Genomic DNA, 22,169 nt, shown 5'->3' with positions numbered 1-22,169 from the left:
TCATTTGTCCTCAGGCAGCGCCGACCAGCCAGTACCGGACCGCCATAAACAGCGCCAGCGCCAGGGTCGAAGACACCCACATCAGTCGAATCGTTCGGGAAATATCGTCTACGGAAATATCGCGCGTCGCGTCGCCGATCCACGGCTTCTCCACGCGCTGTCCAAAGTAATCGTTAGGGCCGCCAAGCCGGATGCCGAGCGCCCCGGCGACCGCCGCTTCCGACCAGCCGCAGTTCGGGCTGCTGTGGTTGTAGCGGTCGCGCCAGCCGATGCGCAGCGCGCGGCCGCCCGCTTCACCGCAGAGGAGAGCGGCGAGGCTGATAAGCAGCCAGCTCAGGCGGGCGGGGATAAAGTTGGCGACATCATCGAGGCGGGCGCTGACCATGCCGATGGCCCGATATTTTTCGTGCTTATAGCCGACCATCGAATCCAGGGTGTTGACCGCTTTATAGGCCATCGCCAGCGGCGCGCCGCCCAGCAGCAGAAAGAAGAGCGGCGCGATAATGCCGTCGACGGTGTTCTCTGCGACGGTTTCCACCACCGCGCGATTAATCTGCTGCGGCGCAAGCTGCAACGTGTCGCGCCCGACGATCCACGACAGCTTGATACGGCTCTCCGCCAGATCCCCCGCGCGCAGCGGGCGCTCGACGTCCCGCGCCGACTGCGCCAGGCAGCGTCCGGCCAGCACGGTGAAAATCATCCATACCTCAACCAGCCAGCCAAGCCACGGATGAATCGTCCGCGCCAGCGTCAGCACGCCCCAGCAGACGCTCCACGTTAGCCCGACCACCACCAGCCACATCACGGCGCCGCCGACGCGCAGGGCGACATCGCTGCGGCAATAGCGGCGCACGCCGCGCTGAACGGCGGCGATCAGGTTGCCTATCCAGCGCACCGGATGCGGCCAGCTCTGCGGATCGCCGATGATAAAATCGAGGAGCCAGGCAACGCCCCATGCCAGCAGCGTCATAGCGCGCTCCTTGCCGCAGCCAGCCAGTGGTTGAGCATGATGGGACGCTGCGCAAAGTGCAGGTGCAGATAGCTGGCGAACGTGTTGCCCACCTGCCAGCCGCCCGACCACTGCTGAAGGGTCATACCGTCGCGGACTTTACGGCAGGCCAGGACCGCCGGGATCTCAGGGGTAAAATCCGAGTAGTGAAACTCATGCCCGCGCAGGGTTTCGCCGGGCGCCGCCAGCAGCGTTTGCCGCATCGCCCGCGCCTCGCAGTAGCCAAAGCGGGTAAGCCGTTTGCCCATCTTGCTGTGGCCGGGAATCAGATTGGCCATCGGATAGATGTCGCCGCTGGCGTCTTCAAGGGTGCTGCCGAGATACATCAAACCGCCGCACTCGGCGTAAATCGCCACCCCGCGCCGGTGCGCCTCCCGCAGCTGCGCCAGCATCGACGTATTGGCCGCCAGCCCGGCGGCATGAATTTCCGGATAGCCGCCGCCGAGCCAAATCATCTGGCACGGCGGAAGCTCGCTATCGCGCAGCGGACTGAAGCGCACGATATTCACCCCGCAGCGTTCAAGCAGCGTAAGGTTATCCGGGTAGTAAAAGTTGAAGGCTTCGTCGTCGGCCAGCGCCAGCGTCAGGCCCGCGCCGGCGTCGGGCGACGGCAGCGGGGGCCACTCCCCGGCGGGTAGGGCGGTGAGCTGGCTAAGAGCCAGGAGCCGTTCAATATCCAGCGTTTGCGCCAGCGTTTGGGCAAAATCGCGCCACGGCTGCTGATTGACCAGCGACTCGCGGGCGGTGACCAGCCCCAGATGGCGTTCGGGTAACGCCACCCCTTCCACGCGCGGTACGTAGCCGAGCACCGGCAGCCCGCAATAGCGTTCAATGGCGCCTTTGAGAAGCTGATAATGGGATTCGCTGTTGACGCGATTGACGATAACGCCGGCGATATTCAGGCTGGGGTCGAAGTGTTGAAATCCCATCACCGTGGCGGCGATAGAGGTGGAAACCGCTTTGCCATCTACCAGCAAAATGACCGGACAGCCGAGCTGTTTAGCCATCGCGGCGGTGCTGCAGTAGCCAGGGTCGGTACCGAAGCCGTCATACAGCCCCATCACGCCCTCAATGACCGCGATATCCGCCCGCTGCATCCGTTCGCAAAACAGCGCATTGAGCACCGGTTCCGGGAGCATAAAGCTGTCGAGGTTGCGGGAAGCGACGCCGCTGACGGCGGTGTGCCAGCCGGTATCGAGGTAGTCCGGGCCGACTTTGCAGGGCTGAACCCGCATACCGCGCTGCTTCAACAGGCTGAGCAGACCAAGCGTAACGGTGGTTTTACCACAACCGCTGCCGGTACCTGCGAGAATAAATGCGTGCTGCCTGGCTGCCATACCCCGATCCTGTGCCGGGTGGTAGGGCTGCGTGCATTCCCAGTCTTTCGACTGTACGCATCTGAGCAACCCACTTCCCACCGAAGTTGTTGATTATTACCGACAGGCAGGTCTTCTGGCTTAGCGTCGTCCTCTCCCATCCTTCCCAATCCGGTAAGCAGATCAGTGGCTAAATATGGGTTCGTCAGCATCACAGCAGCGGGGGCTGCGGGGGATTCACACCCCCTTCCCTGGCGCCTGTCGGTTTAGTCCGTCATGATTCGAGCGGGACAGCCCGGCTCGCATGATTTCCGGAATATCTTACGGAAGCTGGATGGCTCCCGTCGTGTTTAATTTTTAATTACCAAGGCCGTTTCATTACGCCGATGGCGCGCTGAAAGCCATTTCGGATATCACTCTATCCCATCAAATAAATAAAAACTGGTGCAGCTTATCGTTCTCTCATTATTATTTTGTTGCGCTATGACAATTTATTGCTCTGAATGAGATATTTTCATTTTAGAATGAGCCAGATACAAGGGCATATCAAAAATCGGCAATAACAAAATATTGTCATTTAAAATGACTCAGTTTGTGATCTGGCGTTAATTTGCTGGCGATAGGCCTGCGGAGTGACCTGATAAGCCTGGCGAAAAACTTTGCAAAAATAGCTGGTTTGCGAAAATCCTAAATTCCGCGCAATGCTGGCGATGCTCCAGTCGCTGTGGCAAAGCAGCTCTTTGGCGCTCACCATCCGCTGATGGTTCACCCACGCGTTAAAACCGATACCCTGATATTTTTTAAATAACTTACTGAAGTAATAGGGGCTGAGATAAACGTGGGCGGCGACGTCTTCCAGGCGAAGCTCGTCGGATAAATGGGCGTCAATGTAGCGCAGCGCTTTCTTCATTTTGCTGTCGTGAGGGCTGGCGACCCGGCTGGCACGCGCGGGTTCCGGCTGCTGGGGATTATCTTTAATCACCACAAAGTTGAGCTGCTTTTTCAGGCAGTTCTCGACGATCAGCTTCAGTAAATCCGCGGAGGCAATCACTCTGGAGTAGTCCATCTCCGGCACGTCGCGGAACGCGTTGAGCAGCTCGGGGTCCGCCTGCCAGCCGTCGTCCACGTTGAGGATATCCACCAGTTCTACATCGTTGCTTAAGCGCACCTGCCCGCATAGCACGAAGCCCACAAGGTGCCCGGCGATAACCAGAGGAATGGAAAAATCGGTTAACCCGGCGTGGCAGCGGTAGATACAGAGCTGATCGGTTTTTGACGCCTCGAGGCCGCCGCAGCGGTCGCTCATCCGGCAGCGGGTGCTGTGCTGAGGGTGCTGGCGCATCAGCTGGCAGAAAGGAGTGAAGTTAAACAGTTCAGATATTTCATCACCGTGAATATTGACAACCACAACCGCCAGACTGGTGGCCTGCGCAAAATCCTGTGCGATTTTATTAATGAGTTCTGAGTTCAGTGTGCTCGCAGAAATCATGATAAAACCTCTCAGTTAATTTTTTGTTATAAATAAAACATTTCTTTAATATTCACTTCCTTTCATCATCATTTACCGCCAACGATAAAAGAATATTACGATAGCAAAAGTCTCCCATCCGTGGGAGACGTTTTTGGCCAGTTCGTGATACCGGTTCATGAAAATTTTTCGCTATTTCAGCGGATGCATTAATCCTCTAATTTACAGGTATTACACGGTAAGTTATTTCCTATCAGATAACGATAGATGGCCGCGCCGAGGCAGGCGCCGATCAGCGGCGCAATAATCGGCACAATAAAGTACGGAATATCCCTTCCGCCGGTCATCGCGATATCGCCCCAGCCCGCCATCCACGTAAACAGCTTCGGCCCAAAATCACGCGCCGGATTCATCGCAAAGCCGGTCAGCGGCCCGGTTGACGCGCCAATCACCGCCACCAGCAGGCCAATCAGCAGCGGGGCCAGCGGCCCTTTCGGCACGCCGTTGCCGTCGTCGGTCAGCGCCATAATCATCCCCATCAGCATGGAGGTGATCACCACTTCGACCAGCGCCGCGTGCCAGATGCTCAGCGAGGCCGCCGGGTAGGTGCTGAAAATACTCGCCAGCTGCAGGCTCTCAACGCTGCCGCGAGCGATATGGTGGGCGGATTCAAACTCGGTAAACATAGTGCTGTACAGCACATAGGCCAGCACCGCGCCGCCGAAGGCGCCCGCGACCTGGGAGACAATATAGGGGAAGACTTTTCGCCCAGGAAAACAGGCAAATAGCCATAACGCAACGGTCACCGCCGGGTTGAGATGGCCGCCGGATATTCCCGACGTCAGATAGACGGCAAGCGAGATCCCCAGACCCCAGATAATGCATATCTCCCACAGTCCGAGGCTGGCTCCCGCCACCTTTAACGCGCTCAGGCAGCCGATGCCGAAAAACAAAAACAGCCCGGTGCCCAGAAACTCGGCGGTACATTGCGCTTTTAACGAATCATTCATGGTGACACCTTCTTAGCAGAGTTCGTGTCCTGACCAGCCAACCTCCTGCTGGCAGTAGAGTACAACGGGCACCACTATATGAACTCCGCTCCGCAAATTGTTGGCAACCTGCTGACGGCGGCCCCGGAAAATTCGGGCATCAATAACAAATTATTGTCATTGAATAACTCAGAATAGCATTGCTCACGCGCGGATTTCGAAATTACGCCATCGCCATGACATGCAAAAATATTGCTAAAACCAACTCATCGTTTTCCAACAAACATCACAAATCAGTTTTTCTCGCATAGCAGATAAAATTAAATTCGTCATGAATAAATTTGTAAATATGGAATATACAAAACAAGATAATCACATAACCACAAATAAAAATAACAATTAAAATCAATAGATTAAATTTACATGTAGCAATTTTATATTATTCAATACCCACTATTTTTTCACCATCAAATTCAAGTCAGCCATTCTTTTTCCTCGCATCTTCTTATAGTCCCAACTATCGGAACACTCCATGCGAGGTCTTTATGCAACAAGAAGCACTAGGAATGGTAGAAACCAAAGGCTTAACCGCAGCCATAGAGGCCGCTGATGCAATGGTTAAGTCAGCCAATGTGATGTTAGTGGGCTATGAAAAGATTGGCTCCGGACTGGTGACCGTCATCGTACGCGGCGACGTTGGCGCGGTAAAAGCGGCCACCGATGCGGGGGCCGCCGCCGCACGTAATGTGGGTGAAGTGAAAGCCGTACACGTCATCCCACGCCCCCACACCGATGTAGAAAAAATCTTACCGAAGGGAATTAGCCAATGAGCAGCAATGAGCTGGTGGAACAGATCATGGCTCAGGTGATTGCCCGCGTGGCAACGCCGGAACAGCAGGCCATCCCTACTGAAAACCATCCAATACGAGAGACGGCTATGGCAGAAAAAAGCTGCAGTTTAACGGAATTTGTCGGGACCGCCATTGGCGACACCCTGGGTCTGGTTATCGCCAACGTCGATACCGCCCTGCTGGACGCGATGAAGCTTGAAAAGCGCTATCGCTCCATCGGCATTCTCGGCGCCCGCACCGGCGCAGGCCCGCACATTATGGCGGCGGACGAAGCGGTGAAAGCCACCAATACCGAAGTGGTCAGCATTGAGCTGCCGCGCGATACCAAAGGCGGAGCGGGCCACGGTTCGCTGATTATTTTGGGCGGTAACGACGTTTCCGACGTTAAGCGCGGTATCGAAGTCGCGCTGAAAGAGCTCGACCGCACCTTTGGCGATGTTTACGGCAACGAAGCCGGGCATATCGAGCTGCAGTACACCGCTCGCGCCAGCTACGCGCTGGAAAAAGCCTTCGGCGCGCCGATTGGCCGGGCCTGCGGCATCATCGTCGGCGCACCGGCCTCCGTGGGCGTGCTGATGGCCGATACCGCCCTGAAGTCAGCCAACGTGGAAGTCGTGGCCTATAGCTCTCCGGCACACGGCACCAGCTTCAGTAACGAAGCCATTCTGGTGATTTCCGGCGACTCCGGCGCGGTCCGCCAGGCGGTCACCTCCGCGCGCGAAATCGGCAAAACCGTCCTTGCGACCCTCGGTGCTGAACCGAAAAACGATCGCCCGTCCTACATCTGATACCCACGAGGCTGATTCATGAGATCGAAAAGATTTGAAGCACTGGCGAAACGCCCTGTGAATCAGGACGGCTTCGTTAAGGAGTGGATCGAAGAAGGCTTTATCGCGATGGAAAGCCCGAACGATCCGAAACCGTCGATTAAAATCGTTAACGGCGCGGTGACCGAGCTGGACGGGAAACCGGTAAGCGATTTTGACCTGATTGACCACTTTATCGCCCGCTACGGTATCAACCTGAACCGCGCCGAAGAAGTGATGGCGATGGATTCGGTCAAGCTGGCCAACATGCTGTGCGATCCGAACGTTAAACGCAGCGAAATCGTCCCGCTGACCACCGCGATGACGCCGGCGAAAATTGTCGAAGTGGTTTCGCATATGAACGTCGTTGAGATGATGATGGCGATGCAGAAAATGCGCGCCCGCCGCACCCCGTCCCAGCAGGCGCACGTCACCAACGTCAAAGATAACCCGGTACAGATTGCCGCCGACGCCGCCGAAGGGGCATGGCGCGGATTTGACGAACAGGAAACCACCGTTGCGGTAGCGCGCTATGCGCCGTTCAACGCCATCGCGCTGCTGGTGGGCTCGCAGGTAGGCCGTCCGGGCGTGCTGACGCAGTGCTCGCTGGAAGAAGCCACCGAGCTGAAGCTCGGCATGCTGGGCCACACCTGCTACGCCGAAACCATCTCCGTCTACGGCACCGAGCCGGTCTTTACCGACGGCGACGACACGCCGTGGTCGAAGGGCTTCCTCGCCTCGTCCTACGCCTCTCGCGGGCTGAAAATGCGCTTTACCTCCGGCTCAGGCTCGGAAGTGCAGATGGGTTACGCCGAAGGCAAATCCATGCTTTATCTGGAAGCGCGCTGCATCTACATCACCAAAGCCGCGGGCGTACAGGGTCTGCAAAACGGTTCCGTAAGCTGCATCGGCGTGCCGTCTGCGGTGCCTTCCGGCATTCGCGCGGTGCTGGCGGAAAACCTGATCTGTTCGTCGCTGGATCTGGAGTGCGCCTCCAGTAACGACCAGACCTTCACCCACTCCGATATGCGTCGTACCGCGCGCCTGCTGATGCAGTTCCTGCCGGGCACCGACTTTATCTCCTCCGGTTATTCCGCGGTGCCGAACTACGACAACATGTTCGCCGGCTCCAACGAAGATGCCGAAGACTTTGACGACTACAACGTCATCCAGCGCGACCTGAAGGTGGACGGCGGTTTGCGTCCGGTTCGCGAAGAGGACGTCATCGCCATCCGTAACAAAGCCGCCCGCGCGCTGCAGGCCGTGTTTGCCGGAATGGGGCTGCCGCCGATTACCGATGAAGAAGTTGAAGCCGCGACCTACGCCCACGGTTCGAAAGATATGCCGGAGCGCAACATCGTCGAAGACATCAAGTTCGCCCAGGAAATCATCAATAAAAACCGCAACGGTCTGGAAGTGGTGAAAGCGCTGGCGCAGGGCGGATTCACCGACGTGGCCCAGGACATGCTCAACATCCAGAAAGCCAAGCTGACCGGGGACTACCTGCATACCTCCGCGATTATCGTCGGCGACGGGCAGGTGCTGTCGGCCGTCAACGACGTCAACGACTATGCCGGTCCGGCAACGGGCTATCGCCTGCAGGGCGAACGCTGGGAAGAGATTAAAAACATCCCTGGCGCTCTTGATCCCAACGAGATTGATTAAGGGGTGAGAAATGGAAATTAATGAAAAATTGCTGCGCCAGATAATTGAAGACGTGCTCAGCGAGATGAAGGGCAGCGATAAACCGGTCTCGTTTAATGCGCCGGCGGCCTCCGCGGCGCCCCAGGCCACGCCGCCCGCCGGCGACGGCTTCCTGACGGAAGTGGGCGAAGCGCGTCAGGGCACCCAGCAGGACGAAGTGATTATCGCCGTCGGCCCGGCTTTCGGCCTGGCGCAGACCGTCAATATCGTCGGCATCCCGCATAAGAGCATTTTGCGCGAAGTCATTGCCGGTATTGAAGAAGAGGGCATTAAGGCGCGCGTGATTCGCTGCTTTAAATCCTCCGACGTGGCCTTCGTCGCCGTTGAAGGCAATCGCCTGAGCGGCTCCGGCATCTCTATCGGCATCCAGTCGAAAGGCACCACGGTGATCCACCAGCAGGGGCTGCCGCCGCTCTCTAACCTGGAGCTGTTCCCGCAGGCGCCGCTGCTGACCCTGGAAACCTATCGCCAGATCGGCAAAAACGCCGCCCGCTATGCGAAACGCGAATCGCCGCAGCCGGTCCCGACGCTGAATGACCAGATGGCGCGGCCGAAGTACCAGGCGAAATCGGCCATTTTGCACATTAAAGAGACCAAGTACGTGGTGACGGGCAAAAACCCGCAGGAACTGCGCGTGGCGCTTTGATAAAGGATAACTCCATGAATACCGACGCAATTGAATCGATGGTACGCGACGTATTGAGCCGCATGAACAGCCTGCAGGGCGAGGCGCCTGCGGCGGCTCCGGCGGCTGGCGGCGCGTCCCGTAGCGCCAGGGTCAGCGACTACCCGCTGGCGAACAAGCACCCGGAATGGGTGAAAACCGCCACCAATAAAACGCTGGACGACTTTACGCTGGAAAACGTGCTGAGCAATAAAGTCACCGCCCAGGATATGCGTATTACCCCGGAAACCCTGCGCTTACAGGCCTCTATTGCCAAAGACGCGGGCCGCGACCGGCTGGCGATGAACTTCGAGCGCGCCGCCGAGCTGACCGCGGTACCGGACGATCGCATTCTTGAAATCTACAACGCCCTCCGCCCCTATCGCTCGACGAAAGAGGAGCTGCTGGCGATCGCCGACGATCTCGAAAGCCGCTATCAGGCGAAGATTTGCGCCGCTTTCGTTCGCGAAGCGGCCACGCTGTACGTCGAGCGTAAAAAACTCAAAGGCGACGATTAATTACAGGGGTATGTGATGCGATATATAGCTGGCATTGATATCGGCAACTCATCGACGGAAGTCGCCCTGGCGACCCTGGATGAGGCTGGCGCGCTGACGATCACCCACAGCGCGCTGGCGGAAACCACCGGAATCAAAGGCACGTTGCGTAACGTGTTCGGGATTCAGGAGGCGCTCGCCCTCGTCGCCAGAGGCGCCGGGATCGCCGTCAGCGATATTTCGCTCATCCGCATCAACGAAGCGACGCCGGTGATTGGCGATGTGGCGATGGAAACCATTACCGAAACCATCATCACCGAATCGACCATGATCGGCCATAACCCGAAAACGCCCGGCGGCGCGGGGCTTGGCACAGGCATCACCATTACGCCGCAGGAGCTGCTAACCCGCCCGGCGGACGCGCCCTATATCCTGGTGGTATCGTCGGCGTTCGATTTTGCCGATATCGCCAGCGTGATTAACGCTTCCCTGCGCGCCGGGTATCAGATTACCGGCGTCATTTTACAGCGCGACGATGGCGTACTGGTCAGCAACCGGCTGGAAAAACCGCTGCCGATCGTTGACGAAGTGCTGTACATCGACCGCATTCCGCTGGGGATGCTGGCGGCGATTGAGGTCGCCGTACCGGGGAAGGTCATCGAAACCCTCTCTAACCCTTACGGCATCGCCACCGTCTTTAACCTCAGCCCCGAGGAGACGAAAAACATCGTCCCGATGGCCCGGGCGCTGATTGGCAACCGCTCCGCCGTGGTGGTCAAAACGCCATCCGGCGACGTCAAAGCGCGGGCGATACCCGCCGGTAATCTTGAGCTGCTGGCCCAGGGCCGTAGCGTGCGCGTAGATGTAGCCGCCGGCGCCGAAGCCATCATGAAAGCGGTCGACGGCTGCGGCAGGCTCGATAACGTCACCGGCGAGTCCGGCACCAATATCGGCGGCATGCTGGAACACGTGCGCCAGACCATGGCCGAGCTGACCAACAAACCGAGCAGCGAAATATTCATTCAGGACCTGCTGGCCGTTGATACCTCGGTACCGGTGAGCGTCACCGGCGGTCTGGCCGGGGAGTTCTCGCTGGAGCAGGCCGTCGGCATCGCCTCGATGGTGAAATCGGATCGCCTGCAGATGGCAATGATCGCCCGCGAAATCGAGCAGAAGCTCAATATCGACGTGCAGATCGGCGGCGCCGAGGCCGAAGCCGCCATCCTGGGGGCGCTGACCACGCCGGGCACCACCCGACCGCTGGCGATCCTCGACCTCGGCGCGGGCTCCACCGATGCCTCCATCATCAACCCCAAAGGCGACATCATCGCCACCCACCTCGCCGGCGCAGGCGACATGGTGACGATGATTATTGCCCGCGAGCTGGGGCTGGAAGACCGCTATCTGGCGGAAGAGATCAAGAAGTACCCGCTGGCCAAGGTGGAAAGCCTGTTCCATTTACGCCACGAGGACGGCAGCGTGCAGTTCTTCTCCACGCCGCTGCCGCCCGCCGTGTTCGCCCGCGTCTGCGTGGTGAAAGCGGACGAACTGGTGCCGCTGCCCGGCGATTTAGCGCTGGAAAAAGTGCGCGCCATTCGCCGCAGCGCCAAAGAGCGGGTCTTTGTCACCAACGCCCTGCGCGCGCTGCGTCAGGTCAGCCCCACCGGCAACATTCGCGATATTCCATTCGTGGTGCTGGTCGGCGGTTCGTCGCTGGATTTCGAAGTCCCGCAGCTGGTCACCGATGCGCTGGCGCACTACCGTCTGGTTGCCGGACGGGGAAATATTCGCGGCAGCGAGGGCCCCCGAAACGCGGTGGCCACCGGCCTGATTCTCTCCTGGCATAAGGAGTTTGCGCATGAACGGTAATCACAGCGCCCCGGCCATCGCGATCGCCGTCATCGACGGCTGCGACGGCATGTGGCGCGAAGTGCTGCTGGGTATCGAAGAGGAAGGTATCCCTTTCCGGCTCCAGCATCACCCGGCCGGAGAGGTCGTGGACAGCGCCTGGCAGGCGGCGCGCAGCTCGCCGCTGCTGGTGGGCATCGCCTGCGACCGCCATACGCTGGTCGTGCACTACAAGAATTTACCCGCATCGGCGCCGCTTTTTACGCTGATGCATCATCAGGACAGTCAGGCCCAACGCAACACCGGTAATAACGCGGCACGGCTGGTCAAAGGGATCCCTTTCCGGGATCTGAATAGCGAAGCAACAGGAGAACAGCAGGATGAATAACGCACTGGGACTGGTTGAAACAAAAGGGTTAGTGGGCGCCATTGAGGCCGCCGATGCGATGGTGAAATCCGCCAACGTGCAGCTGGTCGGCTACGAAAAAATTGGCTCGGGCCTCGTCACCGTAATGGTGCGCGGCGACGTCGGCGCGGTCAAAGCGGCGGTAGACGCGGGCAGCGCGGCGGCGAGCGCGGTGGGCGAGGTGAAATCCTGCCACGTGATCCCGCGTCCGCACAGCGACGTTGAGGCCATTTTACCGAAATCAGCCTGATTGATGGCGAATAAGGAGCACCGCGTGAAGCAATCACTGGGATTACTTGAAGTTTGTGGTCTGGCACTGGCTATCAGCTGCGCCGATATCATGGCGAAATCCGCTTCTATCACGCTGGTCGCCCTCGAAAAGACCAATGGTTCAGGCTGGACGGTGATTAAAATTACCGGTGATGTGGCCTCCGTGCAGGCGGCCATCACCACCGGCGCACAGTTTGCCGAGCAGCGGAACGGCCTGGTGGCCCACAAAGTCATCGCCAGGCCCGGAGAAGGGATCCTGCGCGCGGAGGCTCCCCCGCCCTCCGTCATGCAACCTGAGCCTGAAGCGTCAGGGACGGCAGATATCGTTTCGCCAGCGCCAGCAGAAGAGCTTCCCCAGCAACACGGCGTGGTCAGCTGCAACCTGTGCCTCGATCCAAAATGTCCACGCCAGAAGGGTGAGCCGCGCTCGCTTTGCATTCATCCCGGCAAGCGAGGTGAAGCGTAATGGATAAACAGCTTCTGGAATCAACGGTCAGCAAAGTTCTCGACGAGATGCGGCTACGCCCCATCCCGCTGGGGGTTTCAAATCGTCATATTCACCTGTCGGCGGCGGATTACGAACGCCTGTTCCCCGGCCATCCCATCAGCGAGAAAAAGGCGCTGCTGCAGCCGGGACAGTACGCCGCGGAGCAAACCGTCACCCTGGTGGGGCCGAAGGGGCAGCTTAAAAATGTGCGCCTGCTCGGTCCGCTGCGCTCGGTAAGCCAGGTGGAAATCTCGCGTACCGATGCCCGAACCCTGGGGGTTGCGGCGCCGCTGAGGATGTCCGGCGATCTGAAAGGGACACCGGGCATCCGCCTGGTCAGCCCTTTTGGCGAGCTGGAGCTGGCGTCAGGGGTTATCGTCGCGCAGCGGCATATTCATATGTCGCCGCTCGATGCGCTGATCCTGCGGGTCGCCCACGGCGACAGAGTTTCGGTGGCCATTGAAGGCGACGCGCGCGGGCTGATCTTCAACAACGTGGCGGTTCGCGTTTCGCCGGATATGCGCCTCGAAATGCACATCGATACCGATGAAGCCAACGCCGCCGGCGCCGATAACCCGCAGGTCTTTGCCCGGCTGGTAGGCCCGCGATGAACGGCGAAGTTCTGCAGCGCATCGTGGAGGAGATTGTCTCCCGGCTGCAGCGTCGCGCCCATAGCACGGCGACGCTGAGCGTGGCGCAATTGCGCGATGCCGACTGCCGGAGTCTGTTCTGCCAGCACGCGTCGCTGCGCATTCTGCTCGTCGACCTGCCGCTGCTGGGCCAGCTGACGGAGGCGGAAACCGACGATCCCGCGGCCCGCAACATTCACGACGCGCTGGCTTTTGGCCTGCGCGTACAGCTCACCCTGCACCGCCAGCTGCTGCCGGTTATCCCGGTTAAAAAACTGGCCCGCCTGCCGGTGAACTTCACCGACGAGCGCGGAGTGCCGCTGATCCTGCACGCGGGTTCGGTGCTGAGCTATCGCGACGTCGCGCCGCTGGGCCAGGGGCGCCTGGTTATCCACCGCAAATGCCTCGTGACCGCGCTGGCGCGCGACGCGGCGCAGGCGCGGAATATTGAACTCATTAAGCAGGAGTAAATCATGCATCTGGCACGAGTCACGGGCGCGGTTGTCTCCACGCAAAAATCGCCTTCCCTGGTCGGCAAAAAGCTGCTGCTGGTGCGGCGGGTCAGCGCCGATGGCGAGCTCCCCGCCTCGCCGACCTCCGGCGATGAAGTCGCCGTGGATTCCGTCGGCGCGGGGGTTGGCGAGCTGGTGCTGCTCAGCGGCGGTTCCAGCGCCAGGCACGTTTTTTCCGGGCCAAACGAGGCCATCGACCTCGCCGTTGTCGGCATTGTCGATACGCTTTCACGTTAAGGAGCGACTATGGCGATTTATACCCGAACGGGCGACGCTGGCACCACCTCACTCTTTACCGGCCAGCGGGTGAGCAAAACCCACCCGCGGGTTGAAGCCTACGGCACGCTGGATGAACTGAACGCCGCGCTGAGCCTGTGCGCCTGCGCCGCCGCGGATGAACACCACCGCGCCCTGCTCGAAGCTATCCAGCAGCAAATTTTCTGGTTTAGCGCAGAACTGGCCAGCGACAGCGAAGGGCCGTCGCCGAAACAGCGCTACATCAGCAGCGAAGAGATTTCCGCTCTGGAAGCCGCTATCGATCGGGCCATGGCCCGCGTCGAACCGCTGCACAGCTTTATTTTACCCGGCCGCTGCGAAGCCGCGAGCCGCCTGCATTTTGCCCGCACGCTGGCCCGCCGGGCCGAACGCCGGCTGGTTGAGCTGGCGGCGGAAGTCACCGTGCGCCAGGTGCTGATGCGCTACATCAATCGCTTATCAGACTGCCTGTACGCCCTGGCGCGCGCGGAAGATAGCGATGCTCACCAGAACAACATCATCCGCGAAGTGAGCCGGCGCTATCTGGCCGCCAGCCAGCCGAGCCGCAGCAAGGAGACGACGCCCGTGGCCCTTTCATTCCACGATCTGCACCAGCTTACCCGCGCCGCCGTTGAGCGCGCGCAGCAGCTACAGGTGCCGGTGGTGATCAGCATCGTTGACGCGCACGGCACCGAAACCGTGACCTGGCGGATGCCGGACGCTCTGCTGGTCAGCAGCGAGCTGGCGCCGAAAAAGGCCTGGACCGCGGTGGCGATGAAAACGGCGACCCATGAGCTGAGCGACGCCGTTCAGCCGGGCGCCGCGCTTTATGGCCTCGAAACGCATTTACAGGGAAAAGTGGTCACCTTTGGCGGCGGTTACGCCCTGTGGCGCGACGGCTTATTAATCGGGGGTCTTGGCATCAGCGGCGGCAGCGTTGAGCAAGACATGGACATAGCACTGGCCGCCATCGCGGCCATTAACGTGGGAACTCATCAATGAATACTTCCGAACTCGAAACCCTTATTCGCACCATTCTTAGCGAACAGTTAACCCCAGGGCAAACGCCGGACCAGCCGCAGGGCAAAGGGATTTTTCAGTCCGTCAGCGAGGCTATCGACGCCGCGCACCAGGCGTTCTTACGTTATCAGCAGTGCCCGCTGAAAACCCGCAGCGCCATCATCAGCGCAATCCGTCAGGAGCTGACGCTGCACCTGGCCGCGCTGGCGGAAGAGAGCGCCAATGAAACGGGGATGGGCAACAAAGAAGATAAACTCCTGAAAAACAAGGCTGCGCTGGACAACACGCCGGGCGTGGAAGATCTCACCACCACCGCGCTGACCGGCGACGGCGGCATGGTGCTGTTTGAGTATTCGCCGTTTGGCGTTATCGGGTCGGTCGCGCCGAGCACCAACCCGACGGAAACCATCATCAACAACAGCATCAGCATGCTGGCGGCGGGCAACAGCATCTATTTCAGCCCGCATCCGGGAGCAAAAAAGGTCTCTCTGAAGCTGATTAGCATGATTGAAGAGATTGCCTTCCGCTGCTGCGGCATCCGCAATCTGGTGGTCACCGTGGCGGAACCGACGTTTGAAGCCACCCAGCAGATGATGGCCCATCCGCGCATTGCGGTCCTCGCTATCACCGGCGGCCCCGGCATTGTGGCAATGGGCATGAAGAGCGGTAAGAAAGTGATCGGCGCCGGCGCGGGCAACCCGCCCTGCATCGTCGATGAAACGGCGGATCTGGTCAAAGCGGCGGAAGATATCATCAACGGCGCCTCGTTCGATTACAACCTGCCCTGCATTGCCGAGAAGAGCCTGATTGTGGTGGAGAGCGTCGCCGAACGTCTGGTGCAGCAAATGCAAACCTTCGGCGCGCTGCTGCTGAGCCCTGCCGACACCGACAAACTCCGCGCCGCCTGCCTGCCTGAAGGCCTGGCGAATAAAAAACTGGTTGGCAAAAGCCCATCGGCCATGCTGGAAGCGGCCGGCATCGCCGTTCCGGCGAAAGCGCCGCGTCTGCTGATAGCGCTGGTTAACGCCGACGATCCGTGGGTCACCAGCGAGCAGCTGATGCCGATGCTGCCAGTGGTGAAAGTCAGCGATTTCGATAGCGCGCTGGCGCTGGCGCTGAAGGTTGAAGAGGGGCTGCATCATACCGCCATTATGCACTCGCAGAACGTGTCGCGCCTGAACCTCGCGGCCCGCACCCTGCAAACCTCGATATTCGTTAAGAACGGCCCCTCTTATGCCGGGATCGGCGTCGGCGGCGAAGGCTTTACCACCTTTACTATCGCCACGCCGACCGGTGAAGGGACAACCTCGGCGCGCACCTTTGCCCGCTCCCGTCGCTGCGTGCTGACCAACGGCTTTTCCATTCGCTAACCGAGGTCGCGATGAAGACTTTCTCACTACAAACGCGGTTGTACAGCGGTCAGGGTAGCCTGGCGGTGCTCAAGCGCTTTACCCACAAGCACATCTGGATTATCTGCGATGGCTTTCTTGCGCGCTCGCCGCTGCTGGAAACCCTGCGTCAGGCGTTGCCCGCAGATAACCGCATCAGCGTCTTTAGCGAGATAACCCCGGACCCCACTATCCATACCGTGGTGCAGGGCATTGCGCAAATGCAGGCCCTGCAGCCGCAGGTGGTCATCGGCTTCGGCGGCGGCTCGGCGATGGACGCGGCGAAAGCCATCGTCTGGTTTAGCCAGCAGAGCGGCATCAATATCGAAACCTGCGTGGCGATACCAACCACCAGCGGTACCGGTTCGGAAGTGACCAGCGCCTGCGTGATTAGCGACCCGGATAAAGGCATCAAGTATCCGCTGTTCGACAATGCACTCTATCCCGATATGGCGATCCTTGACCCGGATCTGGTGGTCAGCGTGCCGCCGCAGATTACGGCCAACACCGGCATGGACGTGCTGACCCACGCGCTGGAGGCGTGGGTCTCTCCGCACGCCAGCGACTTTACCGACGCGCTGGCGGAAAAAGCCGCCAGGCTGGTGTTTCAGTATCTGCCCACGGCGGTGGAAAAAGGCGACTGCGTGGCGACGCGCGGGAAAATGCACAATGCCTCAACGCTTGCCGGGATGGCGTTCAGCCAGGCGGGGCTGGGGCTTAATCACGCCATCGCCCACCAGCTTGGCGGGCAGTTTCATCTGCCGCACGGGCTGGCCAACGCGCTGCTGTTAACCGCGGTTATCCGCTTTAACGCCGGTCATCCGCGCGCCGCAAAACGCTACGCCCGGCTGGCCAAAGCCTGCGGCTTTTGTCCGGCAGACGCCAGCGATAGTACGGCGATCAATGCGCTGATCCAGCAAATCGAACGGCTCAAGCAGCGCTGCGCGCTGCCGTCACTGGCGGTCGCGCTGAAAGAGGGACGATCCCAGTACTCAGCGCGTATTTCGGCAATGGTGCAGGCCGCGCTGGCTGACGTGACGCTACGCACCAATCCTCGCCCGGCCAGCGCCGGGGAGATTCAGGAACTGCTGGAGGATCTGCTATGAGTACCGCCGTCAACGCTGCTGAAATGGCCTGGAGCGCCGAGGAGATCCGCGAGCGCGTGCGCGCGGCGGGCGTGGTCGGCGCGGGGGGCGCGGGGTTTCCCGCCCACGTGAAGCTGCAGGCGCAGGTAGAGATTTTTCTGGTGAACGCCGCCGAGTGCGAACCGATGCTCAAGGTCGACCAGCAGCTGATGTGGCAGCAGGCTGCGCGTCTTGTCCGCGGCGTGCAGTACGCGATGACGGCAACCGGCGCGCGCGAAGGGGTGATAGCCCTGAAAGAGAAGTACCGCCGGGCTATCGATGCGCTCACCCCGCTGCTGCCTGCCGGTATTCGCCTGCATATTCTGCCCGATGTCTATCCCGCAGGCGATGAGGTGCTGACTATCTGGCTGGCTACCGGTCGCCGGGTCGCGCCCGCCGCGCTGCCGGCCAGCGTCGGGGTCGTGGTGAATAACGTGCAAACGGTGCTCAATATTGCCCGAGCGGTTGAGCAGCAGTTTGCGGTGACCCGCCGTACGCTGACCGTTAACGGCGCGGTCGCCCGGCCGCTGACCGTCACCGTCCCCATCGGCATGTCGCTGCGCGAAGTGCTGGCGCTGGCGGGCGGCGCGACGGTCGACGACCCCGGGTTTATTAACGGCGGCCCGATGATGGGCGGCCTAATTACCACTCTCGATAATCCGGTGACCAAAACCACCGGCGGCCTGCTGGTGCTGCCGAAAAGCCATCCGCTTATCCAGCGGCGGATGCAGGACGAGCGCACGGTGCTTTCCGTGGCCCGTACCGTCTGCGAACAGTGCCGACTGTGTACCGATCTCTGCCCGCGGCATCTGATCGGCCACGAACTCTCTCCGCACCTGCTGGTGCGGGCGGTGAACTTTCATCAGGCCGCCACGCCGCAGCTGCTGCTGAGCGCCCTCACCTGCTCGGAGTGCAACGTCTGCGAAAGCGTGGCCTGCCCGGTGGGGATCTCGCCGATGCGCATCAACCGCATGCTCAAACGCGAGCTGCGGGCACAAAACCAGCGCTACGAAGGGCCGCTCTATCCGGCCGATGAGATGGCGAAATATCGCCTGGTGCCGGTGAAGCGGCTGATCGCCAAACTGGGGCTGAGCCCCTGGTATCAGGAGGCGCCGCTGGCGGAGGACGAACCGGCAGTAGAAACCGTGACGTTGCCGCTGCGCCAGCATATCGGCGCCAGCGCGGTAGCGAACGTTGCGGTGGGAGAGCGCGTTACGCGCGGGCAATGCGTTGCCGATATCCCGGCAGGCGCATTAGGCGCGCCGATTCACGCCAGCATCGACGGCGTGGTTGCGGCCATCAGCGAACAGGCCATCACGGTGGTAAGAGGTTAACCATGTCTCAGGCTATAGGAATTTTAGAACTCACCAGCATTGCCAAAGGAATGGAACTCGGCGATGCGATGCTGAAAAGCGCCAACGTCAATCTGCTGGTCAGCAAGACTATCTGCCCGGGTAAGTTTTTACTGATGCTCGGCGGGGATATCGGCGCTATCCAGCAGGCTATTGAAACCGGTGCCTCGCAGGCCGGCGAAATGCTCGTCGACAGCCTGGTGCTGGCGAATATTCACCCCAGCGTCCTTCCGGCCATCAGCGGCCTGAACAGCGTGGACAAGCGCCAGGCGGTCGGCATCGTTGAAACCTGGAGCGTTGCGGCCTGCATCAGCGCCGCCGATCGGGCGGTAAAAGGCTCAAACGTCACGCTGGTGCGGGTGCATATGGCCTTCGGCATCGGCGGTAAATGCTACATGGTGGTGGCGGGCGACGTTTCCGACGTCAACAACGCGGTCACGGTAGCCAGCGAAAGCGCGGGCGAAAAAGGGCTGCTGGTTTACCGTTCGGTGATCCCGCGCCCGCATGAAGCCATGTGGCGACAGATGGTGGAGGGATAATGGAAAGACAGCCGACCACGGATCGCATGATTCAGGAATACGTTCCCGGGAAACAGGTGACCCTCGCGCACCTGATAGCCAACCCCGGGAAAGATCTCTTTAAGAAGCTCGGCCTGCAGGATGCGGTTTCCGCCATCGGCATCCTCACCATTACGCCCAGCGAGGCGTCGATTATCGCCTGCGATATCGCCACCAAATCCGGCGCGGTGGAGATCGGTTTTCTTGACCGCTTTACCGGCGCCGTGGTGCTGACCGGCGACGTTTCCGCCGTCGAGTACGCCCTCAAGCAGGTGACGCGCACCCTGGGCGAGATGATGCAGTTTACTACCTGCTCAATAACCCGGACGTAGCGCGATGAAACGTCTGATGTTTATCGGCCCCAGCCAGTGCGGAAAAACCTCGCTGACCCAGGGCCTGCGCGGCGAAGCGCTCCATTACAAGAAAACCCAGGCGATTGAATGGTCGCCGATGGCCATCGACACGCCGGGCGAATATCTGGAGAACCGCTGCCTTTATAGCGCTCTGTTGACCAGCGCCTGCGAGGCCGACGTTATCGCTCTGGTGCTGAACGCCGACGCCCAGTGGTCGCCGTTTTCTCCGGGTTTTACCGCCCCGATGAACCGCCCGACGATTGGCCTGGTCACCAAAGCCGACCTGGCCGACCCGCAGCGGTTATCGCTCATTGAGGAGTGGCTCAGGCAGGCTGGGGCGCAGCAGATTTTTGTCACCAGCGCGCTGAATAATCTGGGTCTTGATGCCGTGCTGGATTTTCTGAATTCGAAGGAACCTCTATGTCTTACAAAATAATGGCCATTAATGCCGGCAGCTCATCGTTAAAATTCCAGCTGCTGGAGATGCCTCAGGGCGATATGCTCTGCCAGGGATTGATTGAACGTATCGGCATGGCAAACGCCCAGGTGACCCTCAAAACGCCGGCGCAAAAATGGCAGGAGACGGCGCCGATTGCCGATCATCGCGAAGCGGTCACCCTGCTGCTGGAAAAGCTCCTCGACCACCGGATTATCCAGAGTTTGCAGGATATTGACGGCGTCGGCCACCGCGTGGCGCACGGCGGAGAGCGCTTTAAAGATTCGACGCCGGTCACCGATGATACCTTAGCGGAAATCGAGCGCCTGGCGGAGCTGGCCCCGCTGCACAACCCGGTCAACGCGCTGGGCATTAACGTTTTCCGCCAGCTGCTGCCCGAAACGCCGTCGGTGGCGGTATTTGATACCGCTTTTCACCAGACGCTGGACGAGCGCGCCTTTATCTATCCGCTGCCGTGGCGCTACTACAGCGAGCTGGGCATTCGCCGCTACGGCTTCCACGGCACCAGCCATAAGTACGTCAGCGCGACGCTGGCGGAAAAGCTGGGCGTGCCGCTGAGCGCCCTGCGCGTGGTGAGCTGCCATCTCGGCAACGGCAGCAGCGTATGCGCAATCAAAGGCGGGCGCTCGGTTAATACCTCAATGGGCTTTACGCCGCAGTCCGGCGTGATGATGGGCACCCGCAGCGGCGATATCGATCCGTCGATTCTACCGTGGCTGGCGCTGCATGAGGGGCAAACGCCGGAGCAGCTTAATCAGCTGCTGAATAACGAGTCCGGCCTGCTGGGGGTTTCCGGCGTGTCGCACGATTATCGCGATGTCGAGCAGGCGGCGGACAGCGGCAATCGTCGGGCGGCTCTGGCGCTCTCGCTGTTTGCCGAGCGCATCCGCGCCACCATCGGCAGCTATATTATGCAGATGGGCGGCCTGGACGCGCTGATCTTTACCGGCGGCATCGGCGAAAACTCCGCCCGCGCCAGGAGCGCCATCTGCCATAACCTGAATTTCCTCGGGCTGTCGGTCGATGAAGAGAAAAACCAGCACAACGCCACCTTTATCCAGGCCGAGAATGCGATGGTTAAAGTGGCGGTCATCAATACCAATGAAGAGCTGATGATTGCCCGCGATGTGATGCGCCTGGCGCTTCCCGAAGCGCAGACGTTAACCGTTTCAGCCTGAGCTCGCCGCCCGGCAAGTTGCGGTGAATCATGGTAATAGCGGGATCGGCATGACACTATGCGCCCTGGAAACCTGAGCAATAGGTGAATACGTGGCCGTAGCGCAATGCCCCGCCTCCTGCGGTGAACTCATCCAGGGCTGGATCCTCGGCAGCGAGAAGCTGGTCTCCTGCCCCGTTGACTGGTACAGCACCGTCGAGGTGGACTACGGTTCGCCTCGCGCGGATGAACGTCCGCTGGCGCGGGCGATGGTCGACCGGCTGCTGAGCTACTGGCGCTATCCGGCGGAGCTCGGCAAAGAGATTCGGATCGATATTTGCTCCACGATTCCGGTCGCCAAGGGGATGGCCAGCAGCACCGCGGACATTGCTGCGACGGCGGTGGCCACCGCGCATCATCTCGGCCATCCGCTGGACGAGCCCACCCTCGCCCGACTCTGCGTCTCCCTGGAGCCCACCGACAGCACCCTGTTCCGCCAGCTGACCCTGTTCGACCACAACACCGCCGCCACGCAGATTGCCTGCGGCAGCCAGCCGCAGCTCGATCTGCTGGTGCTGGAAAGCCCCGCCACTCTGCTGACCACCGATTACCACCGACTTCCCCGGCTTGAAAAACTGCACGCCCACTCCGCGTCTCTGCAACTAGCCTGGGAGAAAGTTCAGCTGGCCTGCGAGACGGATAATCCGCGGCGGATGGGAGAGGCCGCGACGCTCAGCGCCGTCGCCAGCCAGCATCTGCTGCCGAAGCCGGGGTTTGATACGCTGCGGGGGCTGGTGGAAGAGTGCGATTTATACGGTATTAACGTGGCGCACAGCGGCAGCGTGGTCGGCCTGATGCTCGACCGCCAGCGTCACGATATTGAGTATTTGCAGCGACGGCTGGGAGAGACGCGGCTTAGCGAGCTCTGGCCCCGGCAGCACCTGCTGCGCATGGTGCAGGGCGGCGTCGAGCTGCGCTAACGCTTGCGCAGCCATGCCCCGGGTTGCGGCGCTGCGCGCCTTACCCGGGCTACCGACCCGCAGACGGCTAT

Annotated in this window: 25 protein-coding genes and 1 riboswitch; of the genes, 21 read left to right on the top strand and 4 right to left on the bottom strand. The window is 60.4% G+C overall.

All coding sequences use genetic code 11. The features are described 5' to 3' along the window. Positions 1–10 precede the first annotated feature (10 nt). The 4 genes from cbiB to pduF form a co-directional block, all read right to left on the bottom strand. Positions 11–970, bottom strand: a complete 960-nt coding sequence (gene cbiB / locus SIK97_RS15220) for an adenosylcobinamide-phosphate synthase CbiB (RefSeq protein WP_049078915.1) — start codon at positions 968–970, stop codon at positions 11–13. Next, the gene (locus SIK97_RS15215) at positions 967–2,346 is read right to left on the bottom strand and encodes a cobyrinate a,c-diamide synthase (protein ID WP_032751068.1); all 1,380 of its coding nucleotides are present in this window, start codon (positions 2,344–2,346) and stop codon (positions 967–969) included. Before SIK97_RS15215 ends, cbiB begins: the two co-directional genes overlap by 4 nt. Before the next feature lie 87 nt (positions 2,347–2,433). After that, positions 2,434–2,602: riboswitch (cobalamin riboswitch) on the bottom strand. A 300-nt stretch (positions 2,603–2,902) separates the two neighbouring features. After that, positions 2,903–3,814, bottom strand: a complete 912-nt coding sequence (gene pocR / locus SIK97_RS15210; protein WP_014226637.1) for a transcriptional regulator PocR — start codon at positions 3,812–3,814, stop codon at positions 2,903–2,905. A 188-nt stretch (positions 3,815–4,002) separates the two neighbouring features. Next, positions 4,003–4,803, bottom strand: a complete 801-nt coding sequence (gene pduF / locus SIK97_RS15205) for a propanediol diffusion facilitator PduF (RefSeq protein ID WP_004105118.1) — start codon at positions 4,801–4,803, stop codon at positions 4,003–4,005. A 524-nt stretch (positions 4,804–5,327) separates the two neighbouring features. Here pduF and pduA point away from each other — a divergent pair. The 21 genes from pduA to SIK97_RS15100 all read left to right on the top strand — a co-directional run bounded on the left by pduA (position 5,328) and on the right by SIK97_RS15100 (position 22,098). Next, positions 5,328–5,612, top strand: coding sequence for a propanediol utilization microcompartment protein PduA (pduA, locus tag SIK97_RS15200; protein ID WP_001183618.1), 285 nt, complete (start codon positions 5,328–5,330; stop codon positions 5,610–5,612). After that, on the top strand, positions 5,609–6,421 hold the full coding sequence (pduB, locus tag SIK97_RS15195; protein WP_004205485.1) for a propanediol utilization microcompartment protein PduB: 813 nt from the start codon (positions 5,609–5,611) through the stop codon (positions 6,419–6,421). The genes pduA and pduB overlap by 4 nt, the downstream gene beginning before the upstream one ends. Before the next feature lie 18 nt (positions 6,422–6,439). Further along, the gene (gene pduC, locus SIK97_RS15190) at positions 6,440–8,104 is read left to right on the top strand and encodes a propanediol dehydratase large subunit PduC (RefSeq protein WP_004105132.1); all 1,665 of its coding nucleotides are present in this window, start codon (positions 6,440–6,442) and stop codon (positions 8,102–8,104) included. Between the two features lie 10 nt (positions 8,105–8,114). Further along, the gene (gene pduD, locus SIK97_RS15185) at positions 8,115–8,789 is read left to right on the top strand and encodes a propanediol dehydratase medium subunit PduD (RefSeq protein WP_004853784.1); all 675 of its coding nucleotides are present in this window, start codon (positions 8,115–8,117) and stop codon (positions 8,787–8,789) included. Between the two features lie 14 nt (positions 8,790–8,803). Next, positions 8,804–9,325, top strand: a complete 522-nt coding sequence (gene pduE, locus SIK97_RS15180) for a propanediol dehydratase small subunit PduE (protein ID WP_004133648.1) — start codon at positions 8,804–8,806, stop codon at positions 9,323–9,325. A gap of 15 nt (positions 9,326–9,340) precedes the next feature. Beyond that, the gene (gene pduG, locus SIK97_RS15175) at positions 9,341–11,173 is read left to right on the top strand and encodes a propanediol dehydratase reactivase alpha subunit PduG (RefSeq protein ID WP_014226638.1); all 1,833 of its coding nucleotides are present in this window, start codon (positions 9,341–9,343) and stop codon (positions 11,171–11,173) included. After that, positions 11,163–11,540, top strand: a complete 378-nt coding sequence (gene pduH / locus SIK97_RS15170; protein ID WP_049072005.1) for a propanediol dehydratase reactivase beta subunit PduH — start codon at positions 11,163–11,165, stop codon at positions 11,538–11,540. Before pduG ends, pduH begins: the two co-directional genes overlap by 11 nt. Then, a complete protein-coding gene (gene pduJ / locus SIK97_RS15165) occupies positions 11,533–11,808 on the top strand; it encodes a propanediol utilization microcompartment protein PduJ (RefSeq protein ID WP_004853788.1) in 276 nt (91 codons plus the stop codon). Before pduH ends, pduJ begins: the two co-directional genes overlap by 8 nt. A 3-nt stretch (positions 11,809–11,811) precedes the next feature. Beyond that, on the top strand, positions 11,812–12,294 hold the full coding sequence (locus SIK97_RS15160) for a BMC domain-containing protein (protein WP_100248289.1): 483 nt from the start codon (positions 11,812–11,814) through the stop codon (positions 12,292–12,294). Then, entirely contained in the window at positions 12,294–12,926 is a 633-nt protein-coding gene (locus SIK97_RS15155; protein ID WP_014226641.1) for a phosphate propanoyltransferase, read from the top strand. The genes SIK97_RS15160 and SIK97_RS15155 overlap by 1 nt, the downstream gene beginning before the upstream one ends. Continuing rightward, the gene (gene pduM / locus SIK97_RS15150) at positions 12,923–13,414 is read left to right on the top strand and encodes a microcompartment protein PduM (protein WP_025107427.1); all 492 of its coding nucleotides are present in this window, start codon (positions 12,923–12,925) and stop codon (positions 13,412–13,414) included. Before SIK97_RS15155 ends, pduM begins: the two co-directional genes overlap by 4 nt. Positions 13,415–13,417: 3 nt before the next feature. Beyond that, positions 13,418–13,693 carry a propanediol utilization microcompartment protein PduN gene (pduN, locus tag SIK97_RS15145; protein ID WP_004133641.1) on the top strand — a complete coding sequence of 92 codons (276 nt, stop codon included), beginning with the start codon at positions 13,418–13,420 and terminating at the stop codon, positions 13,691–13,693. Between the two features lie 9 nt (positions 13,694–13,702). Next, positions 13,703–14,713, top strand: a complete 1,011-nt coding sequence (gene pduO / locus SIK97_RS15140) for a two-domain cob(I)yrinic acid a,c-diamide adenosyltransferase PduO (protein WP_057173319.1) — start codon at positions 13,703–13,705, stop codon at positions 14,711–14,713. Next, on the top strand, positions 14,710–16,101 hold the full coding sequence (gene pduP, locus SIK97_RS15135) for a CoA-acylating propionaldehyde dehydrogenase PduP (protein ID WP_057173318.1): 1,392 nt from the start codon (positions 14,710–14,712) through the stop codon (positions 16,099–16,101). The genes pduO and pduP overlap by 4 nt, the downstream gene beginning before the upstream one ends. 11 nt (positions 16,102–16,112) lie before the next feature. Continuing rightward, a complete protein-coding gene (gene pduQ / locus SIK97_RS15130) occupies positions 16,113–17,225 on the top strand; it encodes a 1-propanol dehydrogenase PduQ (RefSeq protein WP_057173317.1) in 1,113 nt (370 codons plus the stop codon). Continuing rightward, entirely contained in the window at positions 17,222–18,577 is a 1,356-nt protein-coding gene (gene pduS / locus SIK97_RS15125; RefSeq protein ID WP_049078908.1) for a cobalamin reductase PduS, read from the top strand. The genes pduQ and pduS overlap by 4 nt, the downstream gene beginning before the upstream one ends. 2 nt (positions 18,578–18,579) lie before the next feature. Beyond that, entirely contained in the window at positions 18,580–19,134 is a 555-nt protein-coding gene (gene pduT / locus SIK97_RS15120) for a propanediol utilization microcompartment protein PduT (protein WP_004124543.1), read from the top strand. Next, positions 19,134–19,484 carry a propanediol utilization microcompartment protein PduU gene (gene pduU, locus SIK97_RS15115; protein WP_000441103.1) on the top strand — a complete coding sequence of 117 codons (351 nt, stop codon included), beginning with the start codon at positions 19,134–19,136 and terminating at the stop codon, positions 19,482–19,484. Before pduT ends, pduU begins: the two co-directional genes overlap by 1 nt. Positions 19,485–19,488: 4 nt before the next feature. Further along, positions 19,489–19,941 (top strand): propanediol utilization protein PduV, encoded by a 453-nt coding sequence (gene pduV / locus SIK97_RS15110; RefSeq protein ID WP_004853831.1) that lies wholly within the window; start codon positions 19,489–19,491, stop codon positions 19,939–19,941. After that, positions 19,926–21,140, top strand: a complete 1,215-nt coding sequence (locus tag SIK97_RS15105; RefSeq protein WP_004853834.1) for an acetate/propionate family kinase — start codon at positions 19,926–19,928, stop codon at positions 21,138–21,140. The genes pduV and SIK97_RS15105 overlap by 16 nt, the downstream gene beginning before the upstream one ends. A gap of 91 nt (positions 21,141–21,231) precedes the next feature. Beyond that, positions 21,232–22,098: an L-threonine kinase gene (locus SIK97_RS15100; RefSeq protein ID WP_032751078.1), complete on the top strand. Its 867-nt coding sequence runs from the start codon at positions 21,232–21,234 to the stop codon at positions 22,096–22,098. Positions 22,099–22,169 lie beyond the last annotated feature (71 nt).

Source organism: Klebsiella sp. JN_Kp126, assembly GCF_033843325.1.
GTDB classification, from domain to species: domain Bacteria; phylum Pseudomonadota; class Gammaproteobacteria; order Enterobacterales; family Enterobacteriaceae; genus Klebsiella; species Klebsiella michiganensis.
The sequence above is the reverse complement of the archived record's forward strand: the minus strand, read 5'-3'. Positions and strand labels throughout refer to the sequence as shown.